This is a genomic window from Paenibacillus sp. TY11 (assembly GCF_059772165.1).
In genome coordinates, this window is sequence record NZ_JCBAIQ010000003.1 from 81,897 (window position 1) to 106,014 (window position 24,118).

The 24,118-nt window shown below is 48.1% G+C and carries 23 protein-coding genes and 1 pseudogene; 8 read left to right on the forward strand and 16 right to left on the reverse strand.

Annotation, left to right across the window (positions count from 1 at the left end):
• Positions 1–206: 206 nt before the first annotated feature.
• Entirely contained in the window at positions 207–2,171 is a 1,965-nt protein-coding gene (locus AC6EJC_RS04620; protein ID WP_444953175.1) for an ABC-F family ATP-binding cassette domain-containing protein, read from the forward strand.
• A 548-nt stretch (positions 2,172–2,719) separates the two neighbouring features.
• Here the strand turns inward: AC6EJC_RS04620 and tsaD are convergent.
• The 4 genes from tsaD to tsaE are packed head-to-tail and all read right to left on the reverse strand — an operon-like array spanning position 2,720 to position 5,633.
• Complete coding sequence (gene tsaD, locus AC6EJC_RS04625; RefSeq protein ID WP_444952939.1) at positions 2,720–3,784, reverse strand: tRNA (adenosine(37)-N6)-threonylcarbamoyltransferase complex transferase subunit TsaD; 1,065 nt, start codon at positions 3,782–3,784, stop codon at positions 2,720–2,722.
• On the reverse strand, positions 3,781–4,296 hold the full coding sequence (rimI, locus tag AC6EJC_RS04630; RefSeq protein ID WP_444952940.1) for a ribosomal protein S18-alanine N-acetyltransferase: 516 nt from the start codon (positions 4,294–4,296) through the stop codon (positions 3,781–3,783). Before rimI ends, tsaD begins: the two co-directional genes overlap by 4 nt.
• Before the next feature lie 17 nt (positions 4,297–4,313).
• A complete protein-coding gene (gene tsaB / locus AC6EJC_RS04635) occupies positions 4,314–5,150 on the reverse strand; it encodes a tRNA (adenosine(37)-N6)-threonylcarbamoyltransferase complex dimerization subunit type 1 TsaB (protein WP_444952941.1) in 837 nt (278 codons plus the stop codon).
• Positions 5,151–5,153: 3 nt separating this feature from the next.
• A complete protein-coding gene (gene tsaE, locus AC6EJC_RS04640; protein WP_444952942.1) occupies positions 5,154–5,633 on the reverse strand; it encodes a tRNA (adenosine(37)-N6)-threonylcarbamoyltransferase complex ATPase subunit type 1 TsaE in 480 nt (159 codons plus the stop codon).
• 134 nt (positions 5,634–5,767) lie between these two features.
• Between tsaE and AC6EJC_RS04645 the strand changes: the two genes are divergently transcribed.
• The 5 genes from AC6EJC_RS04645 to AC6EJC_RS04665 all read left to right on the forward strand — a co-directional run bounded on the left by AC6EJC_RS04645 (position 5,768) and on the right by AC6EJC_RS04665 (position 10,285).
• The gene (locus tag AC6EJC_RS04645; protein ID WP_444952943.1) at positions 5,768–6,298 is read left to right on the forward strand and encodes a cysteine hydrolase family protein; all 531 of its coding nucleotides are present in this window, start codon (positions 5,768–5,770) and stop codon (positions 6,296–6,298) included.
• A 643-nt stretch (positions 6,299–6,941) separates the two neighbouring features.
• The gene (locus AC6EJC_RS04650; RefSeq protein ID WP_444952944.1) at positions 6,942–8,132 is read left to right on the forward strand and encodes an acetyl-CoA C-acetyltransferase; all 1,191 of its coding nucleotides are present in this window, start codon (positions 6,942–6,944) and stop codon (positions 8,130–8,132) included.
• 55 nt (positions 8,133–8,187) lie between these two features.
• Positions 8,188–8,928: an acetoacetate decarboxylase gene (locus AC6EJC_RS04655; protein WP_444952945.1), complete on the forward strand. Its 741-nt coding sequence runs from the start codon at positions 8,188–8,190 to the stop codon at positions 8,926–8,928.
• 39 nt (positions 8,929–8,967) lie between these two features.
• Entirely contained in the window at positions 8,968–9,636 is a 669-nt protein-coding gene (locus tag AC6EJC_RS04660; RefSeq protein WP_103048893.1) for a CoA transferase subunit A, read from the forward strand.
• Positions 9,629–10,285 (forward strand): 3-oxoacid CoA-transferase subunit B, encoded by a 657-nt coding sequence (locus AC6EJC_RS04665; protein ID WP_444952946.1) that lies wholly within the window; start codon positions 9,629–9,631, stop codon positions 10,283–10,285. The genes AC6EJC_RS04660 and AC6EJC_RS04665 overlap by 8 nt, the downstream gene beginning before the upstream one ends.
• 246 nt (positions 10,286–10,531) lie before the next feature.
• On the opposite strand, the gene AC6EJC_RS04670 is transcribed toward AC6EJC_RS04665, so the two are convergent.
• The 3 genes and pseudogenes from AC6EJC_RS04670 to AC6EJC_RS04680 all read right to left on the reverse strand — a co-directional run bounded on the left by AC6EJC_RS04670 (position 10,532) and on the right by AC6EJC_RS04680 (position 11,682).
• The gene (locus AC6EJC_RS04670; protein WP_444952947.1) at positions 10,532–10,711 is read right to left on the reverse strand and encodes an H-type small acid-soluble spore protein; all 180 of its coding nucleotides are present in this window, start codon (positions 10,709–10,711) and stop codon (positions 10,532–10,534) included.
• A gap of 58 nt (positions 10,712–10,769) precedes the next feature.
• The gene (locus AC6EJC_RS04675) at positions 10,770–11,009 is read right to left on the reverse strand and encodes a hypothetical protein (RefSeq protein ID WP_444952948.1); all 240 of its coding nucleotides are present in this window, start codon (positions 11,007–11,009) and stop codon (positions 10,770–10,772) included.
• A gap of 336 nt (positions 11,010–11,345) precedes the next feature.
• Positions 11,346–11,682: pseudogene (locus tag AC6EJC_RS04680) on the reverse strand (RidA family protein).
• Positions 11,683–12,106: 424 nt separating this feature from the next.
• Here AC6EJC_RS04680 and ku point away from each other — a divergent pair.
• On the forward strand, positions 12,107–13,018 hold the full coding sequence (gene ku, locus AC6EJC_RS04685; protein WP_444952949.1) for a non-homologous end joining protein Ku: 912 nt from the start codon (positions 12,107–12,109) through the stop codon (positions 13,016–13,018).
• A 22-nt stretch (positions 13,019–13,040) separates the two neighbouring features.
• Here ku and AC6EJC_RS04690 read toward each other — a convergent pair whose 3' ends face one another.
• From AC6EJC_RS04690 to AC6EJC_RS04725, 8 genes are all read right to left on the reverse strand, one after another.
• Positions 13,041–14,897, reverse strand: a complete 1,857-nt coding sequence (locus tag AC6EJC_RS04690) for an ABC transporter ATP-binding protein (protein WP_444952950.1) — start codon at positions 14,895–14,897, stop codon at positions 13,041–13,043.
• 20 nt (positions 14,898–14,917) lie between these two features.
• The gene (locus AC6EJC_RS04695; protein ID WP_444952951.1) at positions 14,918–16,438 is read right to left on the reverse strand and encodes a nucleotidyltransferase domain-containing protein; all 1,521 of its coding nucleotides are present in this window, start codon (positions 16,436–16,438) and stop codon (positions 14,918–14,920) included.
• A gap of 46 nt (positions 16,439–16,484) precedes the next feature.
• On the reverse strand, positions 16,485–16,970 hold the full coding sequence (locus AC6EJC_RS04700) for a lasso peptide biosynthesis B2 protein (RefSeq protein WP_444952952.1): 486 nt from the start codon (positions 16,968–16,970) through the stop codon (positions 16,485–16,487).
• 1 nt (position 16,971) lies between these two features.
• Complete coding sequence (locus AC6EJC_RS04705; protein ID WP_444952953.1) at positions 16,972–17,274, reverse strand: lasso peptide biosynthesis PqqD family chaperone; 303 nt, start codon at positions 17,272–17,274, stop codon at positions 16,972–16,974.
• Positions 17,261–18,304 carry a serine kinase gene (locus AC6EJC_RS04710; RefSeq protein WP_444952954.1) on the reverse strand — a complete coding sequence of 348 codons (1,044 nt, stop codon included), beginning with the start codon at positions 18,302–18,304 and terminating at the stop codon, positions 17,261–17,263. The genes AC6EJC_RS04705 and AC6EJC_RS04710 overlap by 14 nt, the downstream gene beginning before the upstream one ends.
• A gap of 192 nt (positions 18,305–18,496) precedes the next feature.
• Positions 18,497–18,625 (reverse strand): paeninodin family lasso peptide, encoded by a 129-nt coding sequence (locus tag AC6EJC_RS04715; RefSeq protein WP_444952955.1) that lies wholly within the window; start codon positions 18,623–18,625, stop codon positions 18,497–18,499.
• A gap of 53 nt (positions 18,626–18,678) precedes the next feature.
• Entirely contained in the window at positions 18,679–20,604 is a 1,926-nt protein-coding gene (locus AC6EJC_RS04720; protein WP_444952956.1) for an asparagine synthase-related protein, read from the reverse strand.
• Positions 20,601–21,869: a sulfotransferase family protein gene (locus tag AC6EJC_RS04725; RefSeq protein ID WP_444952957.1), complete on the reverse strand. Its 1,269-nt coding sequence runs from the start codon at positions 21,867–21,869 to the stop codon at positions 20,601–20,603. The genes AC6EJC_RS04720 and AC6EJC_RS04725 overlap by 4 nt, the downstream gene beginning before the upstream one ends.
• Positions 21,870–22,082: 213 nt before the next feature.
• Between AC6EJC_RS04725 and ligD the strand changes: the two genes are divergently transcribed.
• Positions 22,083–22,985, forward strand: coding sequence for a non-homologous end-joining DNA ligase (ligD, locus tag AC6EJC_RS04730; protein ID WP_444952958.1), 903 nt, complete (start codon positions 22,083–22,085; stop codon positions 22,983–22,985).
• 73 nt (positions 22,986–23,058) lie between these two features.
• Here ligD and AC6EJC_RS04735 read toward each other — a convergent pair whose 3' ends face one another.
• Positions 23,059–24,003: a YitT family protein gene (locus tag AC6EJC_RS04735; protein ID WP_444952959.1), complete on the reverse strand. Its 945-nt coding sequence runs from the start codon at positions 24,001–24,003 to the stop codon at positions 23,059–23,061.
• Positions 24,004–24,118 lie beyond the last annotated feature (115 nt).

The following is a 24,118-nucleotide window of genomic DNA, read 5'->3' on the forward strand; positions in this document are numbered from 1 at the left end:
TAAGTGCTGTACGTTGCAAGTTTTTTTCATTCTTTTTCACTTCTCGTTTAAGTTTATCATTGTTTATACAAATTGACTACACGCGGCTCAAGGGTTTACGGGGTGATAGCAGTGCAATAGTGGGTAATTTCATGTAAACTGGAAGGAAGGTACCTGCGAAGAAAGCAGGGAGAACTGTGCAAAATGTAATGGAGGAACGATACGCTATGCTATTGCAAGTAACCGGAATTACAAAATCCTATGGAATTGAGCCCGTTCTGAACGGGATTAACCTTCAAATATTGGAACGTGAACGCATTGGATTGGTAGGTGTGAACGGTGCCGGCAAATCGACCCTGCTCAAAATCATTGCTGGTGAAATATCCTATGACAGTGGACAAATTTTCAAGGCGAAGGAGACCAGCATCGGTTATTTGGCGCAAAACAGCGGCTTGAATTCTGACCGTTCTATCTGGGGAGAAATGATGCTGGTGTTCACTCCGCTGATCGAAGCGGAACGGGAACTGCGGCAAATGGAGCAGGAAATCGCCGACTCGGCCAATGCTCAAAACGAAAAACGCTACGCAGATCTGCTTGAACGCTATGCACGACGATCAGACTGGTTCAAGGATCACGGCGGTTATGAAATGGAGACCCGTATTCGCAGCGTGCTGCACGGCATGGGCTTTGGCTCATTTGCACCTGAGACGCCTGTAGCTACCCTGAGCGGGGGACAGAAAACTCGGCTTGCGCTAGCGCGCATCCTACTGCTCGCCCCAGATGTACTTATGCTCGATGAGCCTACCAACTATCTGGATATTCAAACACTGACCTGGTTGGAAGACTATTTGCGCGGCTACTCCGGCTCTCTGCTGGTCGTATCACATGACCGATATTTTCTGGATCGACTGGTAACGACTATTATTGAAATCGAACGCCATCGTTCCACCCGATATACAGGCAACTACAGCCGCTACATGGAGTTAAAGGCTGCCGAGTACGAAACGAATCTTAAGCATTACGAAAAGCAACAAGGAGAAATCGCCCGTTTAGAAGCATTCGTACAACGTAATATCGTGCGAGCTTCCACGACCAAACGCGCTCAAAGCCGTCGCAAGCAGCTAGATAAAATGGAGCGTATGGATCGACCCATGGGGGATTTGAAAAAGGCTCATTTTTCCTTTGAAACAGCCCATATGTCAGGTAAGGAAGTGCTGGAGGTGCGCGATCTCTCCGTGGGGTATGAAGGTAAGAAGCCTTTATTCCAGCACGCATCGTTCGACTTAAAACGTGGAGATACGGTAGCTCTGATTGGTCCGAACGGGATCGGGAAATCGACGTTGCTCAAATGTCTGACCGGATCACTTAAACCTGCTGCCGGATCCATCCACTGGGGCACGAAAATCAAAATCGGTCTGTATGACCAGGAGCAGACGAACCTGAACCCCGCCAATACCGTACTGGAGGAGTTGTGGAGCGAGTACCCTCATATGGAGGAAGCACGGATACGTACAGTGCTGGGTAATTTCCTGTTTAGCGGTGATGATGTACTGAAAAAGGTAGCTGCATTAAGCGGCGGGGAAAAAGCCCGCGTATCTCTGGCTAAGCTGATGCTGCGCGAAGCCAACGTATTAATTCTAGATGAGCCTACCAACCATCTGGATCTGTTTAGCAAGGAAGTGCTGGAAGCTGCTTTGATGGACTATGACGGTACGCTGTTGTTCATTTCCCATGACCGTTATTTCCTGAACAAAATGGCGGAACGTGTCATTGAGCTTCATCCTGGAGGGATAGAACATTTCCTGGGGAATTATGATGACTATGTAGCCAAAAAACAGGAGTTGGAGGAAATAGCGCAGGAAGCTCTGGAGGCAAGTCAGGCCACACGCGGCAAACCATCGACTGCCTCTGCATCCGTGACAGACGAGACCACGCCCAAATCACGCGCGGCCACCTATGCGGCAGACAAACAAGCCAAAAGCGAGGAACGCAGCCGTCAACGCAAGCTGGAGGCATTGGAAAACCAGATCAAAACGCTGGAAGAACAAATTTTAGGGCTGGAGGAACAAATGACCCTGCCTGAGATTTATCAGGATTATACGGCGCTTCAGGATATTCAAGCACAACTCGACACCCATAAACAGGAATTGACTGAAACCTATGCGTCTTGGGAGGAACTGTTAGAGGAATAAAAGCTACTGCATAAAATCTTAGCCTTAAAAATTTCACATTTTCCTCATCTATCTTTTTGCACACAACATTATCCACAGCTTATGTTTACGAATGATTTTGAAAAATGGCCTTTTAGGCCATTTTTTTATTGATAAAAAGCCGTTTTCAAATGAAAACCAAATTTATCCACCCTTTTATCCACATTATCCACAGATTTCACAAGAGCTAAAGGTGTTAAATATCCCCCAACTTGCTATCTCCAAAAAGTCTTAGCCTGCTTGCTTCGAGCTTGATTATCCACATTTCAAAGGGTGTATGTGGATAACTTTGTTCACAACTTGACAAATCACATCATTGTTCGGGCAATATCAAAACTTCAGATTTTTTTGATGAATCATGAAAAATCGTGAACGATTGTGACGAATAATGCGGGAGAATGAGATGCTGCAATTCATTTGCTCAAACTCCTGTATTTTGTCCTCTTGAATTTATATTTTTATTATTTTATAGAGCGGAACAAAAAAAGACACGACCTCAAATGTGCCGTGTCCTGCCTATTCTTCTTCAATTAAGTTTGAACAGACCACTCTTCCAGAGACAGCCCTGGATCAGCTTTCATGTCCAATGAGGTAAATTCTCCGCGCTTCCACTTGGCATATGCCGCGGCACCGATCATCGCTGCATTATCTGTGCAATATTTCATGGATGGTACAAGTAGCTCAATTCCTTCACGCTCACAGCGCTCCCGCAATGCTGTACGTAGTCCGCGATTAGCAGCAACACCGCCGCAAAGTAGCAGCTGCTTCGCACCGTATTCACGCATGGCACGAATCGCTTTTTCCACCAGCACCTCTACGACTGACTCTTGAAAGCCTCTTGCGATCGCTCCGGCATGAACGGTTTCACCGCGCATTTTCGTCTGGTTAATCACATTCAGCACGGCAGATTTCAAACCGCTAAAGCTAAAATCATAAGAATCCGGCTCCAGCCATGCACGCGGCAAAGTAACAACTTCTTCCGATTCATGGGCCACACGATCCACATGCGGACCGCCGGGATACGGAAATCCAATCGCTCGCGCTACTTTGTCGTAGGCTTCCCCCACCGCATCATCCCTTGTACGACCAATGAGTTGAAAATGACCTTCGGACTCCATCAACACCAGCTCTGTATGCCCTCCCGACACAACGAGAGCAATACACGGATATACGATATCATGCTCCAGCTGATTCGCATAAATATGTCCCGCTATATGGTGCGTCCCGATTAACGGCTTGCCGAACGCCATAGCAGCACTCTTGGCGGCAACAATACCTACCAGCAATGCGCCAACCAGTCCTGGTCCTTGTGTCACGGCAACCGCCGAAATCTCGCGGGGGGTAATTCCCGATGTTTGCATGGCCTCGTCCAGCATGTAGGTGATGCTCTCCACATGTTTGCGCGATGCCACCTCTGGCACAACACCGCCAAAGGCTTTGTGTGTTTCAATCTGACTCGAAATCAGATTCGAAAGCACCTCTGTGCCATTTTTCACGACGGAAACAGCCGTCTCATCACAACTCGTTTCCACTGCCAGTATATAGCAAGGCTCGCCGGAGGCGGAGCCTGTACCTGCTTTTTCCTCTTGCGTCATTGCTTCTGCACGCTTCCTTCCTGTTCACCGGATGCCCCATGAGCGGGAAGATCCGCCCACATGATCACGGCATCCTCATTATTATCCGAATAATAGCCTTTGCGCACACCTGCGGGCTTAAAGCCTTTTTTCTCATACAATCCCTGAGCGATCCGGTTCGTTACCCGAACCTCCAGCGTCATACGTTCCATCCCTAAATAAGAGGCGGTCTGCATCAGCTCATCCAACAGCTTGTCCCCAAGCTTGCGTCCGCGATAAGCCTCACGAACCGCAATATTCGTAATATGGGCCTCATCCATAATCGTCCACATGCCTGCGTAACCAATGGCATGTCCGTCTAGTTCCATAATCATATATTTAGCGAAATGATTCATCGTCAGCTCATTGCGGAATGCTTCCTCCGTCCACGGCAGCGTGAACGCTTCATGCTCAATCTCCAGCACATCGGGAATATCATCCAGTTGCATCAAGCGAAACTCAAGCTTTTCTTCCCGCTGTATGTTCTTTGCCATGTTGTTCACCGCTCTCTTCAGCGCTGACGAAGCAGATTGGCTTCCGCCTCCGCCAGCTGGGTATAATTCGGAACCAGCGTATGTAGCTCGTCATGTTCCTGACGAAGCAGCTTATCCGCCCCAAGGCGGCCAACCCATCTTCCTTCCAGCTCATAAGGTACGATACGAAGCTCGCTCCATGCACGCAGGCGCTCGGCTGTTTCGGCGTGAACCGCCGTTTCACCGACTAGCCAAATGACCGGAGGACGCTCTTCAGAAGGCAAAGCCTCCAGCCGTTGCAGCAAGTCATCGGTCCAAGTGGTCATCAACCGGATTGCATCTGGCTCCAGCCGTTGCGGGCTCTCGGTGTCCTCAACTGTATTCATGGCGAACAGCCCCGTGTAAACCTGACCACGGCGCGCATCCAGCACAGGCACAACCCAGTCTCCTGCCTTCGCTCCGGACGGACCGTTATTCACAAACTCAGCTTTATCTTCTTGCCCCTTCATCTCAATGCCGCGATTCCAACCACCCCACGCCAAAGCCTGTAAAGTGGATATGGACGTCACCGGGATGCCCCAGGCCCAAGCTAGTGTTTTGGCTGCGGTCACCGCAATCCGGATACCGGTGTAAGAACCCGGTCCGACACCTACTGCAATGCCATCTACATCATCTCGTGTCAGCCCATCTTCGTTCAGCAGCCGTTCCAGCTCGGAAATCACATGCACTGAGTGATTACGTTCGCCATAGATGTTGCTTTCTCCCAGTAGCTCTCTTCCGTTCATCAAGGCAGCCGCCATCACGGTCGTCGCTGTATCTAACGCCAAAAACCGCTCACGCGGCTTTACATTCACATCTGTATGCTCTCTTTGCATGGTTCAAACTCCATTCTCCCGCAAACTGCGGCACCATTGTTCATAAGGCTCGCCGTACCCGGTCAGGTGAATCAGGCGCTCCCCCACATCCGTTGTTTCTATATACATGTGAAGCCGCTGCTCCGGCAACATATCCGGTATAATACTACCCCATTCCACCAGACATACTCCTGTCCCGTAAAAATATTCATCCAGCCCGAGATCCTCCGCCTCGTCCTGGGTAATCCGGTACACATCCATGTGATACAAAGGCAATCGGCCTTCGTACTCCTTAATGAGGGTAAAAGTTGGGCTATTTACGATACCCGGCACACCTAAATGGCTGGCAAAAGCCTTGGAAAAAGCAGTTTTACCCGCTCCCAGATCTCCATCCAGCACAATCACCGTTCCGGGAACCGCCTGGGCTGCCAAAAAACCTGCCAAAGCCCCGGTCTGTGCCTCTGAGACAGAACGGAACGTAAACTGTTCCTGCGAAATTGTCATATCATTTAATCACCTTTCGTCCGAATCGGACCGTTCCAACTTGTTCTTTATTATATAGTTCACCTTATGTCGCCGCAAGGCATGAAGACATGCTATTGTAAGTTAGGTGATACACACAGGGAGGGAATGAACCGATGGGACAAAACGTTCTACTCATTATTGATGTTCAGCAAGCTATGTTCATGTATGATGAGAAGCTGTATCGTGAGCAGGAAGTTGTAGCGCATTTGCAACAGCTTTTGGCCAAAGCCAGAGCTGCAGGTACACCAGTGATTTTTGTGCAGCATACCGATGAAGCGGATGAGGATTTCCGGGAAAACAGTGTAGGCTGGGCTATAGCCGACGTGGTGCGTCCTCTTCCCCATGAACGAATTGTCCGTAAATCGTCCTGGGACAGCTTTTATCAAACCGAATTGGAACACGTACTCAAGGAATTGGGAGCCGATCAGCTGATTATTGCCGGGATGCAGACCGAGTTTTGTCTCGATACGACTTGCCGAAGCGCCTATAGTCTGGGATACCAGAACAATGTGCTTGTATCAGATGCACATAGTACTTTTGATAGTAAGGTGCTGAGTGGCGAACAAATTGTAGCTCATCACAATGCGATGCTCGGTAATCGTTTTGTGCGTTTGCTTGCGACAGCGGATGTACATTTTTCGTGAGTTGTTGAAGTGAAACTTTTACGTTCCAAGCCGATTGCTTTCAAGCAAGTCGGCTTCTTTTTTGTTTACCCCAAAAACCACAGAATAAAAAACACTGACGTTATAACGTCAATGCTATTTCTAACACAGGTATATGGATTCTACATAATCAATGCCTGTTTTTTTAGGTGCTATAAGTCGGTTATGAATCTGCATAGGGAGGGCTTTTTTATTTCTCAGCGATGAGCTAGATGCCATTTGCGAAGAAAACTTTTTCACGTGTTGATTGGAAATTTCATTTTTAACATAAAATCCAATTGATAATCATTATTTTCAGAAAAACCAAGAAATTAACAGAAAACATTAGAATGGCCTATATATTTTGGAGTATATGGCTTTATAAACAAATGTATATAGATATATGTATATATTTGAACATTGAGCAAAATCTGCATTGGGACTATGATGAAACTGGTTTTAATTTCCAATGTAAGAAAGAAGGCGATCGAACCGTCACACTCTCCATCTTAGGCACCATGATATGCCCGCATGCAAATGTACCTTGCAGTCGTTGCGTTTCGTAAGTAAGAACGGAAATTACCAATTGAATTGCAATCATGGATGTATTGTGTCTTGAACACAGCGAAAGGAATGTGAGTTTTTAATGAAAAAAGTAGCTTTAGTAAGCCCGTTGAGAACAGCGGTCGGCTCTTTTAACAAAACCCTTGCGCCTCTAAGCGCTCCTGAACTGGGAGCAACTGTGATGACAGCATGCCTTCAGCAAAGTAAATTAGAGCCTTCTTTGATCGATCAGATTTATTTGGGAAATGTTCTTCAGGCGGGCAATGGCCAAAATCCTGCCAGACAGGCGGCACTAAAAGCCGGTATCCCTATTGATGTACCCGAAACAACGATAAACACGGTTTGCGGTTCAGGACTTCATGCCGTTGCTTTAGCTTACAATTCAATATTGGCTGAACAAGGCAACATCGTCTTGGCCGGAGGCATGGAGAGCATGTCGAATGCCCCTTACCTGCTAAGGAATGCAAGAAACGGCTACAAACTTGGCAACGGTGAGTTGGTAGACTCCCTGGTGGCCGACGGTCTTACGTGCCCGATCAACCATTACCATATGGGAATTACCGCAGAAAATGTTGCCGAGAAATATGGAATTTCAAGACTTGAACAGGACGAATTTGCCTATCAAAGCCAGCTAAAAGCCGTAGAAGCAAAAAACAAGAAGCTTTTTGAAGAACAAATTGTTCCGGTCATGATCAAAACCAAAAAAGAAACTATTTCTTTCACAGAGGACGAACACATAAGAGGAAATACAACGCAAGAAAAACTTTCTCAATTAAAACCTGCGTTTAAGGAGAACGGGACGGTTACCGCCGGAAATGCTTCAGGAATCAATGATGGCGCGGCGGCCGTGCTTGTAGTGTCGGAAGACAAATGCAAGGAACATGCATTAAAGCCATTGGCATATATCAAGGGTTATTCACTTGTTGGCGTTGACCCTGCATATATGGGAATGGGGCCAGTGAAAGCCATTTCGACACTTCTTAAGCAGCAAGGTATATCTATATCCATCGATGCCATTGATCTTTTTGAAATTAATGAAGCGTTTGCCTCACAAGCATTAGCGGTAGTGAAAGAGCTAGGGGTCAGTCCGGAGAAGGTGAATGTCAATGGCGGCGCAATCGCAATCGGGCATCCTGTCGGTGCCAGCGGTGCTAGGATATTGACTACGTTGGTTCACGAAATGGTGCGAAGATCTTCACGCTACGGCATAGCCTCGTTATGCATCGGAACAGGAATGGGAATAGCCATGCTGGTTGAAAATGCGCTCATTTAAAGTGCGTGTTCAGGATGACTTTTAGAACTATCTCTTAAAAGGAAGGGAGATCGCTATGAATCAAAAAGATGTACTTTCACTCCAATCTATGCCTGCGGCCAGCGGCAGCTACGGGCGCCCGCCATACCGCTTCATCAACCGGGAATTTTTTATCATTACCTATGAAACCGACCCCGCTGCGATTAGACAGGCGGTCCCGGAACCTCTTCAGCCGGATGGAAGCAACACGGTTTCCTATGAATGGATCAAGATGCCCGATTCTTCCGGTTTAGGCTGCTATGAGGAAAGCGGTATTGTCATTCCGTGTACTTTTCATGGAGAACCCTGCAATTTTGTTGCCCAAATGTATTTGGATAACGCGCCTGCTATTCTTGGGGGACGTGAAGTCTGGGGATTTCCGAAAAAATGGGCAAAGCCTCGCCTGATCGTTGAGGATACGGAGACTCTGACGGGTACATTGCATTATAATCACGTCCTGGTGGCCATGGGAACCATGCCTTTCAAATATAACATTCTTGATGAAAAAGAAACGGCTAAAGCCATCGCAAAAACGCAAGTTAATTTGAAATTAATTCCTGATGTTGACGGTACCCCCAAAATCGCTCAGTTAGTAGCGTATAATCTCGAGAACATTACTGTAAAAGGCGCCTGGTCAGGGCCTGCCAGGTTAAGCCTGATCCCCCATGTCAATGCTCCTGTGGCAGATTTGCCGGTTAAAGCTTATATTGGCGGAAAACATTTTATTGCTGATTTAACTCTTCCATATGGAAGAGTCCTCTACGATTATCTCCAATAAAGTTTGCCTTCCTAAAAATATATATAAGGAGAAGGAACCATGAATAACAAAGTAATCTCCGCTGAAGAAGCAGTTAAGAAGGTCAAAAACGGAAGCACGGTGATGGTCGGAGGTTTTCTGCAAGGAGGCTTTCCGGAGGAGTTGGTGCGTGCGCTTGTCGACACAAATTCCGCCGACAATCTTACGATTATTTCCAATGATACAGGCACACCGGAATTATCTATCTATAGACTTGTTAAAAGCGGCAGAGTAAAGCGAATTTTTGCATCCTATATCGGCTCCAATCCGGAAACGGGAAGACTCCTTATGACGAAAGAAGCCGAGGTTCAACTCTTCCCGCAAGGCACGCTCGCTGAAAAAATACGCGCAGGGGGAGCCGGGCTGGGCGGTATTTTAACTCCTGTAGGTGTAGGCACCATTGTAGAGGAAGGAAAACAGAAAATCAAAATTGATGAAAAGGAATACTTGCTCGAACTGCCGCTCAAAGCCGATGTGGCATTAATTAAAGCCCATAAGGCTGATGAAGCGGGGAACCTTGTCATCAACGGCTCATCACGCAACTTCAATATGGTTATGGCTACCGCAGCCGAATATGTAGTTGCTCAGATAGACGAATACGTAAAGACGGGAGATATTGACCCCAATCATATCAACGTTCCCGGAATATTTGTTGACGCGATTGTAAAGGTAGGTGGAGACCATGAATAACAGAGAATTAATTATTCGAAGAATAGCCCAGGAATTCAAGGATGGCGAAGTGGTCAACCTTGGTATTGGATTGCCTACAATGGCGGTGGACTACATCCCTGATAACGTTAATATTATGCTGCAGGCGGAGAACGGAATTGTCGGCGTTGGCCCCAAAGCAGCTCCGGGAAAAGAAAGACTCGATTGTATCGATTCAGGCGGAAACTACGTTACTACCGTGAAAGGAGCCTGCTTTCTCGACAGTTCGCTTTCATTTTCCATCATCCGCGGAGGGCATGTGGACATCACCGTTCTGGGTGCTCTGGAGGTCGATGAGAATGGCAACCTTGCTAACTGGATGATCCCAGGGAAAAAGGTGCCGGGCATGGGGGGAGCCATGGATTTGGTGGTCGGAGCCAAGAGAGTGATTGTAGCCATGGAGCATGTGAACAAAAATGGAGCGCCGAAAATACTGAAACAATGCAAGCTGCCCCTGACCGCTGTAAATGTTGTAAAGACCATAGTAACCGAAAAGGCTGTCATCGATGTTATTCCGGGTAAAGGGCTGTTGCTGAAGGAAATTGCTCCAGGGTTGTCGGTGGAAGACGTTCAAATGGCTACAGAGGCTAAGCTGATGGTTTCACCACATTTGAAGGCCATTGCAGTGTGAAGTCATGGGAACGGAACAAGCCCTTAAGGGGAGATAGAGACTGACCCCTGTTTGTAAGACAGGGATCAAAACAGCATTTCATTGCTACAAATAAGGTTCGCTAATTGCTCATTGAGCAATTGCGAGCCTTTTGGGGTTGGAGCGGGACCATTCAAGCAGCATTCTACGATGAAAGCCTACAGCTGTCCAAGATCAAGCCACCCTACACCCCATACTATGTGAAAAAATCTGTTTGTTGCCCATCTCCTATTGTTCTTCCAGACGATCCACACGAACGGTTTGGGTATTGCCGGGTCTGCTACCTATCTGTACAGTTGCCATACCGTTCGCTTCATCTACATGCTCAATCCAAATCGGTTTTCCATCCAATTGTACGTCAATATTTTCGGATGAATCATAAATGGCTTTTGCTCGTTCTACGTTCATGCTGTTTTCCCCCTGCTGATTGTTTTTGTGTGTATCAATTTAGAAATATAGGTGAGACCTAGTCCTCATCTATAATCCGTTCAACGTCCAGTGAAGGGATGCTATGAGAAGGCGAAGTTGAAACCACAGCCTCCAAATCCACATGACCCACAGCTACGGGAAAAGGCGGCTGGATTCCATGGGAAAGGGCAAACTCGGGTGGCAATGCATCCTGTTCGCCTGCGGCGTGCCCCCGAAAAGCGATATGACTTTGACCCACACGATGACTGATCTGCCGAGGATAGGATTTTTCGGACATAAATTGTGTACCTCCTTCTGAATCGAATATGCCTTACTATGCACTAAAATTGCTCCAACCATGCGTAGGCGACGAGAATTCGCAGCCTTCATTTGCACCTCATACAAATCCTTTGTACGAAGCATAAAAAATGATTTGCTCACAGCCAAGGCGTTGGAATCGAAGGATGCAGATGCGGATAGCTCATCACTATGCGATGCTCGGTAATCGTTTAGTGCGTTTGCTTGCGACGACGGATGTACATTTTTCGTGAATTTAAACATAAAACAGCCCCAGCTTCTCACGAAGACCGGGGCTATCTATGATTCCATCCCATAAATGACGTACGTATTATTTTTAGGCTTTAGCTGCCCAAATTTCAATTTCAATTTTTATTTCAGGCAATCCTAGAGCAGTAAGGTAGCCGATAGTCATTGCAGGATAATCATTCCCGAATAACTTTTCCCATTGGGAATACATGTAATCCCAATCTATCTGCTCAGTTGCCCATACATTTACTTTTATAATATTGTCAGCGGTTAATTGTTCGGCGTCCAAAACTGATTTAATGTTATTAAAAGTATTGCTGATTTGTAGGTTAAAGCTTTCTGGGAATTTTAGTTATATGTGTGTAATTCCCTACTGGTTTCGGCATACCTGCCGGGTTTTTTCTAGTTATTTTTTCATTTTTCATTTAATCGACCTCGTCATTTTAAAATTTTTCTACCGTTTCTTCTAACCATTTTTAGGCAGACTCCACCAATAAAAATGATTTTAGAAAAAAACAGCAGTAGAGTATCCATATCCAAAAGATATAAAGTTTAATGATCTTTTCTTCATGACATGAACACTCCTTTCTTATAAAATGTCAAAATCGTTGGTTATCCCTTATCTTAATATAACTAATGTAACTTAACAACTTCATATCATTGTGTTATGCGATGTAGTCATACCTCAGAAGGCAGATTAGTTGGCTTGCTCTTTTCTTTACACCTCATACATTCCTTTCTCCGAAGCATACTAAGTGAAAAATCTAAGTGAAAAATGGATATGCTCACAGCCAAGGCGTTGGAATCGAAGGATACAAAATGCGGACTAAAAAAAGGAGGATTGGCGGTATGCATACAGTCTGGAAAGGCGCGATCAGCTTTGGGCTGGTTCATGTGCCAGTTAAAATGTTTTCAGCTACGGAGGATAAGGACATTTCCATGCGCTACATTCATAAGCAGTGTGGAAGCCCACTTAGCTATGTACGAAAGTGTCCCGTTTGTGACAAGGAGGTCGAATGGGAGGAAATTGGAAAAGGCTACGAATATGAAAAAGGAAAATTTGTCATGTTCGACAAGGAAGAACTGGAGCAAGTTAGCGGACAAGCGGATAAAAATATTGTCATTTTGGATTTTGTAGATTTGCAGGAAATTGATCCGATTTACTTTCAGAAAACGTATTATTTGTCCCCGGATCAGGCTGGCTCCAATGCGTATAAGCTGCTCATGAATGCGATGAAGGATACCGGAAAAATCGGGATTGCCCAAATCTCCATCCGCTCTAAAAGCAGCCTGGCGGCTATTCGAGTGTTGGATGAATGTTTGGCGGTGGAGACGATGTTCTACCCGGATGAAATTCGTCCAATCGCTCAAGTTCCTAACTTACCGGGACAGGAGGAGGTTAAAGAGAAGGAGTTGACCATGGCAAAAATGCTGATAGAGCAGCTATCTACACCTTTTGATGCAGCCAAGTATACGGATCAGTATCGAGAGCGTCTGCTGGATCTCATCCAGCATAAAGTGGCTGGTGAAGAAGTGCGAATCGCCCCAACACAGCCACAGACCAATGTGGTGGATTTAATGGCCGCCCTTCAGGCCAGCATCGAGGCAGTGAAGCCTGTCGTTACCGATCCCGGTCCTGCTGCGAAAAAACGCCCGCGTAAACCAGCAGCCCCGACAGCACAGCAGGCGGTGGCAGGCGATGACATCTCTCCGACTCCAGTCAAAAAGAAAAGAAGCACCGCCAAACGTAAAGAAACTTGAGCCGAGTTACAAAAAAGTCTAGCTAAGGGGTGGCGGTGACACTGCTTTGATACGATAGTAGCTGACTGAACGCCCCCCGCTCCTCTTGAACCAGTTGGCGGTAGTTTCCCTGTTGTATGACTTCACCTTGATCCAGTACGACAATTTGATCTGCATGTCTGATGGTCGACAGGCGGTGAGCGATGACGATCAACGTCATTTGACCTTTCATCCGCTCCAGTGCTGCCTGAATTGCGGCTTCATGCTCACCATCCAGCGCACTTGTCGCTTCATCCAGTATGAGTACCGGAGGATGATGCAAGACAGCCCGCGCTAATACCAGCCGTTGACGTTCCCCTCCAGACAGACGAATCCCGCGATCTCCAATGACCGTGTCCAGCCCTTCGGGCAGTCTGGCAACAAAGCTGTCGGCAGCAGCAAAATGTAACGCCTCCCATAGCTGCTGCTCGCTAGCATCCCTATCCGCCAGCTTCAAATTTTCGCGGACAGTCGCATGAAACAGAAATGGGTCCTGTGATACGTATCCAAACGACTGCCGCCACTGTGGCAACAATTCGTCGTCCAGAACACGTCCGTCTATTTTAATCTGCCCCCCAGTTGGACGTAAAAAACCCATCAGGACATCGACCATTGTACTTTTACCCGCTCCCGATTTCCCTACAATGGCTGTCATTCCCCGGGCGGGTATGAACAAATTAATATGACGCAGCGCAGGCTCTTCTGCACCATCGTAGCGATAATCCAGACCGCGGCATTCAATCCCATTACGAAGGGACAGGGGTTCCCGTACAGATACAGATAGATTGAGTACCGATGAATCGGATGGAACGCGATTCTCAGAGGATATAAGCCCAATCAACGACGGATCTGAGAAAGCTTCGCACTCCTGTTGCACCTTGGTTACACTTTCAAAAGCAGAGATCATAGACATGATATATTCCAGACTCGCTTGAATAAGAGCAAATCGGGGCCATAAGCGGGAAAATATAAGAATCAGTACAATCAGTTTTTCAGGTGTAACATGCAGCCACTGCAGCGACACAAATATGACACAAGCTACAAAAACAGCTGCCGCGGTGCGATGAAAGAACTGTGTGGTAGCATTTTGCCGGACAAATTGGGTCGTATTATCCTCCATGCGTTGCGTCAGTGAGCGAAACCAATCTATATTCGCGGCTTCCAGCAGATTGCTTTTAATATCTTTCATTCCGTTCATATGATCCGTAATTCCGGCAAAATAAACCTGCGACAGCTCAGTGGTACGGTCACCTAATTGTTTGGCATTTCGAATGGAGCGGCGGAACACGACAAACAGCCCCAATCCACTCAGGAATACCAGCCCGGTTAAAGAGGGGGACAACCAAAAAGCCAGCGCAATCTGGATCAGCGTAAACATAACGGCTGTGGTGAGTTGAAGAAGCAAATTCGTTCCCTGACTGACACGCGCCAGCTCGGTCGTCATCACGTGGCTAAAATCAGATTTACGCTGACGCAAATAAAAAGCCCACTGCGCCTTCATAAAGGAAGTGTATACGTCTATTCGAAGGGAACGCATAAAACACTGCTGAATCCGCGAGTTCAGGATGGATTGGTAACGTTGAAGCAAAGCCTGCCCTGTAAGCAGCACTACAAAAACCATCAACATCCCCGGCAACAGCCAGCTTTTAGGAATGTACGGAAAAAAGTGATCAAATCCATCAGACAGAAATGGCATCCCTGAATGACCGACAAATACGCCGATGGCTGCCAGCATAGGAACAAGCATATAAATGCCAAAACCCTCCAGCAGGCTGACGATGATCATACATCCAATATTGAGAAATAACGCACCGCCGTTCACGCTATACAGCTTGGTCATATATAATCGCAGGTGAACCATAATGCACACTCCTTATCGGGTCAGTGCTTTGAAAATCGCCGCTTCAGCCAAAGAAATGGACGTAAAGGGATATATAAAAAATGCAGCTGGCGAGGCAGTGGAAAAACGGCCGAATCCCCCGTAGAAGGAAACAAACGGCTGATGAGGTACCATAGTCTGTGTCTTGGCTCCTTTAAGGAAAGCAAGTAAGTGCGGCTAACCTGCTGAGAGGTGACCGCTGTTGTTGTAGCTCCAGCTCCAGCAGGGCTCGAAGCGACTGTAGCAGCACTTACTGCCCTGGTGAGACTGCTCACTGCAGTGTTCACTGTATTCACCGTGTCTTCTGTGACGTTACTGACGTCTTTCGCGCTGCCAGCAGCGTCACTGGCAGCGTACAAAGCAGCTTCGCCAGAGGCTCCGCTAACTGAAGCACCGCCACCCGAAGGGGCGGTCTCCGCTTGCTCCGTCAAAGCTATGCTTTGCAGCAGCTCTGACGGAGCAAGTCTGCCTGTACCCGCTCCGTTGGCAACCGGGTACGGCGCGGGTACGCTGGCCTGCATGAAGGCCAGCGCACTCATCGCGAGCCTGCGCGCCTGCCGGGTAGCCGATACCGGACGCATCGGCTCCGGTATCGGCGTACCCAACAGTGCAGCAGCGAGCGCCCAAGCCTGCCCGCCAGCAGGCAGGCCCCCGTAGCGGCGCAATAGCGGCAGTAGCGCCTCCCAATTGACATCGCGCACCGCAAGCCTGTCGATGTCAACCAGCCAGCGCAGCCTGAACCAGCCGTGACGCGCTCCGTGTGCGCTCAAGTACAAAAATTGATGCTCGCTGCCAAGTGTGTACATACAGGACGTCATCGCTGTCCTGTTGTCGGCAGATGCCAACGGTACCATCCGACTGGCTCCTGCTGCTTTACCCATTTGTCGGCAGTTCCACAGCTCGTCAAAAGAGGGTTCCCCACCCCCATCGGGGTGAAGCCGCCAATGCAACTCGATCTCTACCCGCTTTTGCGGATGTAGGAAGGACGCATGATGATCCTTCCACTTCCAACTGCCAAGGACACGCACTTCTCCGCTCTTGGATCTATACCCGGCTTCCTTCATCCAATGCTCCGCCTCATCCATGTCGTCCGGGGCAATAAGTAAATCTATGTCCTTGGAGGTACGCATAGAAACATCCCCGTACAATTGCTGCGCCAGAGCAGGCCCCTTCAGCATAAGCACACGGATACCATGAGCTACGAGCAGCCTGGTCAGACGCCCGGCTTCTGCTTGAAGATGGAGCATACGCAGCGTGTTTCGATGATATTGCGCCTGAAGGTTTCGCAGCAATTCTGCGGGAATGAACGGATGATTCAACGTTTTCAGTTGGAGATACACCGTAGGTACCACTCGATGGTGTTCTGTCAGACGCAACAAGCGGGCCCAATCCATCTCATGCAGTTGGGTAGCAGCAAACGTATCCTGCGAAAGAGTAACGTCTTTTCGAAGCAGAGAAAGTAATAACGTTAATTCCTGATCCTCATTCCAATTCGCAAGTTCCAAAACAGACTTGGTGGGCATGCATTCTTCTCCTTCGATTCTTTGAACATTCTTTTGTCTCATCGCACTAAAGCAAAGAACTGCCTTTATCCGCCATCTTCGTATTTGTAGCCGTCGTAGCACGTCTCCCGAATATCCCCACCACAGTAAATGCTCCCATCTCCCGTTCTCCCGTTACATAAATCGGTCCGCTACGTACCCATGCATGTGCTGCCAAGCGTCCCGCAGCATTTTTGGCTGTGCCCAGATACAGCGTGCAGTCCAGTTTTCTGCGCCCCAGCAACGTCATCGCGGCAGCTGCTTGTACAAGACAACTACTGCGCCACGGAGTATAACGGCTTGCCAGCTCCACAGCGTGTGAAATCTGACGAATGGACTTCTCCTGCCCGACATCACACTGCCAGGGGGTTTCTTCCATACATATGCCCCAACTCCCTGAGTAATCCCCAAAAGAACGACGCTGGCGAAACCTCGCCCATCCCAGCTCCAGCCAGGCTTCCGGCAACAATCTCCTGACCTCTGGAGGCAGGAGAAGAAGCCGTTGTATCCGCATGTTAGACCGTCTCCCGCAGGAGCTTCAGCAGTCCTTCTCGCTCCAATTCAGCCACAAAGGTATGTACCTGCTGTTTGCACTGTTCCTCGTCCACCTCATATTCATTCGTCAGGACAGTTACAATATCTCCAAGGGAAGGACCGGACTCTGCCAGTTCCCAGATTCGTCCTCCTGTGAAGCCTAAGTTATAATATTTACCAGTATTAATGCTCATCATCACTTTTTCTCCGTCCATATCACTAACATAGACCTCTTCACCGTAAATGACGCGATAATGATCGTTAGCTGGATTAGTAGCTGCCATAGCTATTTTCCTCCTTACGAATGATATCAAGTACCCGTTGTACAACCTCGGACGCAGTAAAGGCGGAGCTATCCCTCAGCACCCGCCAGCCCTCCACTTTCCGAGCCATTCGGGCAGCCGTATCAAAATACCACTCACCCAAACCCATGCGAGGAATGGTCACCCTACGATATGTATGCTGTAGTAATATATGCAAGCACTCCAGTACGTTCAAGGGCTGTTCCGTAACCGCCACTAGCTCCCCTTCGCGCATCAACTCATAGTTTGGAGAATCTGCCACAAGCTCGAATACGCCCCCCAGGGGAAGCGGATCGTTATAAAATTCATCCACGGCGGGCACGGCATATTTATTTAGCTCACCTGCAAGCTTCCGCAGATCTCCGTATTGTGGCATCACAGGATTGCCGTCAGTTAGGGAAAGCATGTGCTTTCTTTTGCGTATATACTTGTTCTCCCGTAAAGCCTCCAGTTGGAGCAAGCTTTCCAGCCCTAGCTTTTGCTGCGGATAAGCCGGATAAACGATGGCTTCAGAAGCCGTAGCTTTTACAGCAATAACGTCATCACTGACCATCTGATAACCTGCCTGCCTAAAAGCAGCGGCCAGCGTCGATTTCCCCGTACCAGATTCACCCACAAATGCGTAGGCCCTCCCCCCGATGACGACCGCACTTCCGTGAATAGGTAATATCCGTCTTTGCATCAGCAGAACGCCCATGCATGTACCCAGTACAAACAGCCGCACGGTGTCAGGATCGGCCCCGGGGAATATGCTTACCTCGATCTCCTTGCCTTCCCTGACGGCATAAATGGCCGTACCCGGTATTTGGAACATAAAGCGCTCACCCTGCATCACAAAATTGGCCTGTTCTAGCTGATCACTCCAAACAGTCAAATCAGCCTGTCGAACGACTACATCCTCTACCGCTCCCGGCGCTGCCAAGATCAGCTCAGGTAGATTCAGCTCACTGGCAATCCTGAGTCCAAAGGCTGTATATTTCGCCCAACTAACATTTGCACTCCTGTCATGCACGATAGGACTCACCCCTCTGTCCTTAAAAATCCCGTCTTTATTTCTTTGAGCAAAACCTCTAACCCGAAAGAAATAAAGACGGCTTTGTATTGAATACGAGTTCAATGGATCATGCTATTCTCGTTCATTCAATCGTTATCGGCCCAGCTTTCTGACTTTCAGCTAACATAGGCTTCATGTATAACTATCTTGCTAGCTTGGATTACGGAGATCGGCATCGTGGTCGGACACCCAATCAATCTGTTTCCAGCCTTCACCCGCCATGGTCTGGTTAATATCCAGCACTTCTATCGTCGGTTCCTGCCATTCTTTTTTACTCATCTCATCACCTCCCCTCCAACGAATGGCGAACTGTCTGACCGGATAGGTTCAAATCAGTTCAATCCACAGAGAAAACGGTACACGATCAGGCTATGCATTAGTAATCGTATATTTGGATCAGATGCTTGCTCGGGGCGGGGGTGGCGAAGTTTTGCCATAGCCGTCTTAATAAACTCAATATTGAGATATTCAGCGGCTCGTAAATCATGACACATCAGTTGAAGCTCTCCCATAAACGTATCCCAGCAAGGAAGCATACGATGTAGCCAATCTGCAGGCTGCACGCCGCGTACCCGCTGGTTCAACCGAACATCATCAGGTAGATGATCACGCATGGCTTTACGGATAAGGGCACGGTCCCGACCGTTTTGCACATACTGCTCAAAAGGCACCGATAAGCAAAAGCGAATTACCCGGCTGTCCCCAGTCGGATCACGTTCCCACAGGCCATAACGTAATGAAAGTTTGGTCGCGACCATACCATTTTTGTTGGCAATCGCCAAATTTGAGAACTTCTCTTTTCTTGTCTGATCGGCATTTTTCATCCAACCTGTTCCGCTCAATACAGGAATATCTTCTACATTCATCCGTTTGGCAAACTCCGGGTGAATCAGTGAAGGAACAGGACTCCGATTGCCACGCCGCAGCCATGAACGGGATTCAAGAGAAGTCGCTTTTTTCAACATCATGGGTAGTAGATGAGACATACGCCTGCCCGTAAGCTTGCTGTACCGCCACAATCCCTGAAAGGATTGCAACCAGTGCAAACGACGAAACTGACGGGCATAATAGTCCAGTGCAGGGCCCCACGATACGGTAAAATTGCCTCGTGCCCCGGTCAACAGTACACCGACATTGTGCTCCTGTGCTTTTTCATAAAAACCTCTGATCCAGAAGGAGTTTTCAAAATATTTGTAGGGAGCTTCCATCAGTTCAAGCCAAATATCAATTTCTGAAAACGGACTTTTCCCCTCAAAATCCATATAATTTTCGTGAATGTTGCCCACATAGCGCGCCGTAGACTGAATATAGCTTCGTTCGTTCGCCAGCAATGTAGGCGGTGTCCAATCTGTAAAATCTTGAACAGGCACATAGCTGTAGGCATACAGCGGCTTTTGTTGCAAGTGCAGCGATGGCGCGGCAAAGCTGGCAACTGCTCCGGAATCCAGCCCCCCACTCAAGGCAGCCCCTACGGCGCGATGCGTCCGTAATCGGGCAGTGACCGCCTGTGCGAACACCTCGCGGAAAGCTTCTATGTACTCGCCCCCTGTTTTGAGCCGCAGCGGCTCTACCGCTTCCAGACATGCATATTTATGAAGGGTTCGCTTTCCCTCCTCCATAGTGAACCAATGTGCAGGAGGAAGCTGGTTTATATGCTTGTAGGCGGTCGTCCCAATGTCGACGGATTCCTGCATCGCACGGATGGACAAGAATTCGGCCAGCCACGGTTCATGCAGTTCTTTTCTCAGAGAGGACAGGGCCAAAAGCGGAGCTACTACCGTGCTAAACGCGAATCCTCGGTCATGTTGGTAGGTGTACAGCGTACGATTTCCTGTCATATCTCGAGCGCCATATAACCGATGTTCCTTGGCATCCCAAATGACAAAGGCGAAATCACCTATCAGATAAACAGCTGCATCCACTCCCCATTTGTCATATGCCAGCAAAATCAGCTCGCTGTCCGTGATATCTTGCCGCCGCTCATGCTCAACTCCCAGCCGTTCAAACAGCTCGGAACGATTGTCGATAATCGCATCCGCCGTGATTGCCAAATCTCTTAGCTCATCATAGAAGGGAAGACGCTCATGGACAGATTCCGGGGTCACATGCTGGGCATGACAGCCTAAAAAAATGGAGCCTTCACACCAAGCGCATACGCGGTCAGCGGGATATTTTCGCAAGGCTTGCATCATTTTCCCGCCTTCTTCGGTGCATACGGACTCATGCCCAAAGCTGTAGATTCCGGCAATCGCACTCACGTTCTTCCTCCTTTTTCTTTTCCGATACTTGATAACGCTAGAGACGCCCAGCGCCCGAGCTTACGGGCAAAGAGGCTGCGAGACCGGAGACCTTGATTTGGGCGTTGATAGCTTTGGAGCTGAGCGATAAGACGGTTCCGCTCCTCATAGCTATGTGCCAACCTGTTTTCCAGTGATTGGATCCGTCTATCGTTCACGATCTGTGCCATATCCATCCTTGCCGGGTCGTAAGGTGCAGCATGATGGGTTGCATTTATCACGAGTTCTCTGTTATCTGCATCTTGTTCTTCCAGCATCCGATAAGCTGTCTTCCATTCAAAGCCGCTTTGTTGCAAAAATTGGTGTGTACGTCGACTCAACAGCTCTACATCCGGCTCATCTTCAAAACGGACTCCAGTCATCTGCTCAGCCTGTTCCAACGCATCTCCGTAACCAAGCTGCCTAAACATGCGGGATCCAATGCTTCTGCAATACAGCTCAATTTCCATTTTACTCAACAGATGTTGCCAGCTATGTAGCGAATCCTGATGCGCCTGTTCATGCTCCACTACGAACGGATCACCCGCTCCCATACTATAAAACAGACTGGATTTGGGCGTTTCCGCAAAATCCCCGTACTTTTCCATCCCCGGCTCATAATGGATCCCCAGAAAACCGCACAACTTCTCGATCTCCATCGTTGGATTGGATACGAGCTGTTCATACATAAGCGGGTATGCAAGTGGATGAGGTGTGGCAAAATAATGAGCGTATCGGAACAAACCAACCGTAATATCCGTCATTTTCATATTAAAATGCGGACTCCCCAGTTCCTCCAGCAGTTGAAAACGTCCACCCCGTAGCTGATTGACCTTTTTGAATGAGGCCACGATGGCCAAAGGATTCCGGATCAGCCACACCCTGCGGGCAGCAGGGAATAATCGGTCTATAAATTCAAGCATTGTATAGTAACGCGGGGATTTGTCGATAAGCATATCTGCTGTTGTTCCTTGAAGCAGACCATTATATATCTCAAGTGCATAAGAACGGGACGCCTGCTCCAATACATACGGAGGGACCATACCTTTAAAAAATTGCCGGAGTATTCCGGTTCCTCCATATGGCCGTGCATGTGACTGAGGAAGATCATATAAACTGAGCAGAAACCACATTTCCTGCGTGGCAAACAGGCGGGAATGGTTTTGCAAAATGGCGGTAAGCAGCGAGCTTCCACTTCGAGGGACACTCAACAGAAATACCAGCCCTCCGCCTTGCTTTTCAATCAAGAAAATTCCTCCTCTACCTCTGCTCAAGACACTTTAATAGATACATATCGTATTTTTATTATAAATTTATGATACATAATGTATCTTGTCAATCCTTTTGATGGATAAATTCAGCATTTCACGTTCATGTTAAATAGTATGTAGATCTATAAGTGCAACAATCAACCTGTAAATAAAGATTTTGCTGCATGTTAGCCAAAGGAGCGTAGCGCTATGGGACAAGCTGTTAAAGGTACCATTACAATTGAAGGTCAGGAAATTCCTATCACAAATCCGGATAAACCACTGTGGCCCGAAGCAGGCGTGACTAAGGCACTATATCTTCGCAAGCTCGCTGTATTGGCTCCCTTCCTGCTCAAATATTGCCATCATCGCCTACTGACTGTCATCCGTTGGCCACATGGTATCCACGGGGATTTTTTTTATCAGAAAAATGCCCCACGTCCTCGGCCGGACTATATTGAAACCGCTCTGCATGATGGTATTGAATATATCGTGCTCGGCAAGCTGCCACAACTGCTCTGGCTCGGTAATCAAGCTGCGTTGGAATTCCACCCCTCCCTGCATGAAGCAGGAAGCAAGCTGCCCTGTGAATGGATGATTGACCTTGATCCATCCAGAGAAGTCGAGCCACGTATTATGGAGGCAGCCTCCATTGTCGGGGAAGTACTGGCTTCGCTTGGATTGGACTCCGTCCCCAAAACTTCCGGGGCCACGGGTGTACAAATTATTGTCCCGATCCGTACAGGCGTAACCTTTGACGAGCTTCGCAGCATCGGGCTATTAGTCGGACAGTTCGTAACAGAAAAATATCCGCATCTGTTCACACTGGAACGATTAAAGAAGGATCGTGGGACAGCCATCTATTTTGATTATTTGCAGCATTATCAGGGGAAAACCCTGGCCGCTCCTTATACTCCACGGGCACGCCCCGGCGCTACGGTCTCCACCCCGCTAACATGGGAAGAGGTACGGCAAGATGTATCACCACTTGACTACCATTTGCTGAATATTGAGGAACGGCTAAACCAGGTAGGCGACTTGATCGACCAGGTTCCTCCCCAGCCCGTAGAGGATATCCTCAAGCATATGCGCACCAAGGCACATCCATCCTGACCAATGCTTTGAAGAACAAAAAAGGGGACGAACTCCGCAGCCATAGCATAGGCTGAGAAATTGTCCCCTTGCGCTAGTGTATTCCTTTTTTCTTAAAACGTCCGCCCTTCACATCGTGAATGTTACCGATCGCAATGAAGGCGTGCGGGTCCCAATCTTCAACGATGCTCTTCAGCTTCGCTTCCTCCAGTCGGGTAATGACGACGAAAATCACTTTCTTGCTTTCGCCCGTAAAGCCGCCTTCACCTTCCAGATAAGTTACGCCCCGTCCAAGACGATCCGTCAGGGCATCCCCGATATCGCGGTATTTATCACTAATAATCCAGACCGATTTGGACTGATCCAGACCCTCAATCGTAATATCAATCATTTTCATAGCAATATAATAAGCAATCATGGAATACAGGGCATTCGGCCAACCGAATACAAAACCTGCACTTCCCAGAATAAAGATGTTAACAAACAGTACGATCTCACCGACCGAAAAAGGAGTTTTTTCACTGACGAGAATAGCTACGATCTCTGTTCCATCCAGCGAGCCGCCGGACCGAATGACAAGACCCACCCCAACGCCGAGAATGACACCCCCAAAGATAGCGCCCAGCAGTGGTTCGCCAGGAGTCAATGCACTTACATTGTGAAGTAACGCGGTTCCGATGGACATAACGATAATGCCGAATAATGTGCATAAAGCGAAGGTTTTACCGATTTGCTTGTAGCCGATAATCAAAAAGGGAAGGTTCAACAGGGTCAGGAAAATGCCGAGCGGGTAGCCAGTAATCTTGGAGGCCATAATGGAAATACCTGTGACGCCCCCGTCGATAACGCCGTTAGGAACCAGGAATATTTCCAATCCCACTGCCATGAGCGCCGCTCCAAAAATAATCATGGTCGCACGCTGGAATAGGCGTTTTGCTTTATTTTTAGGATTGGCTGGTATTTTGCTGATCTTGGTCAACTCTCCGGTCACATCTGTGATCTCAGACAGATTTTGGACTTCCTTGCTTACTACACTCATATATAAATCCCCCCGTTACAGTATGGTATATTGGACCGAAAAAGGGGCTGCTATCCGCAGTCCCCTCTCCTTTACGGCGCTTGTGTTATATGAATAGTATATCATAAAACTGTGA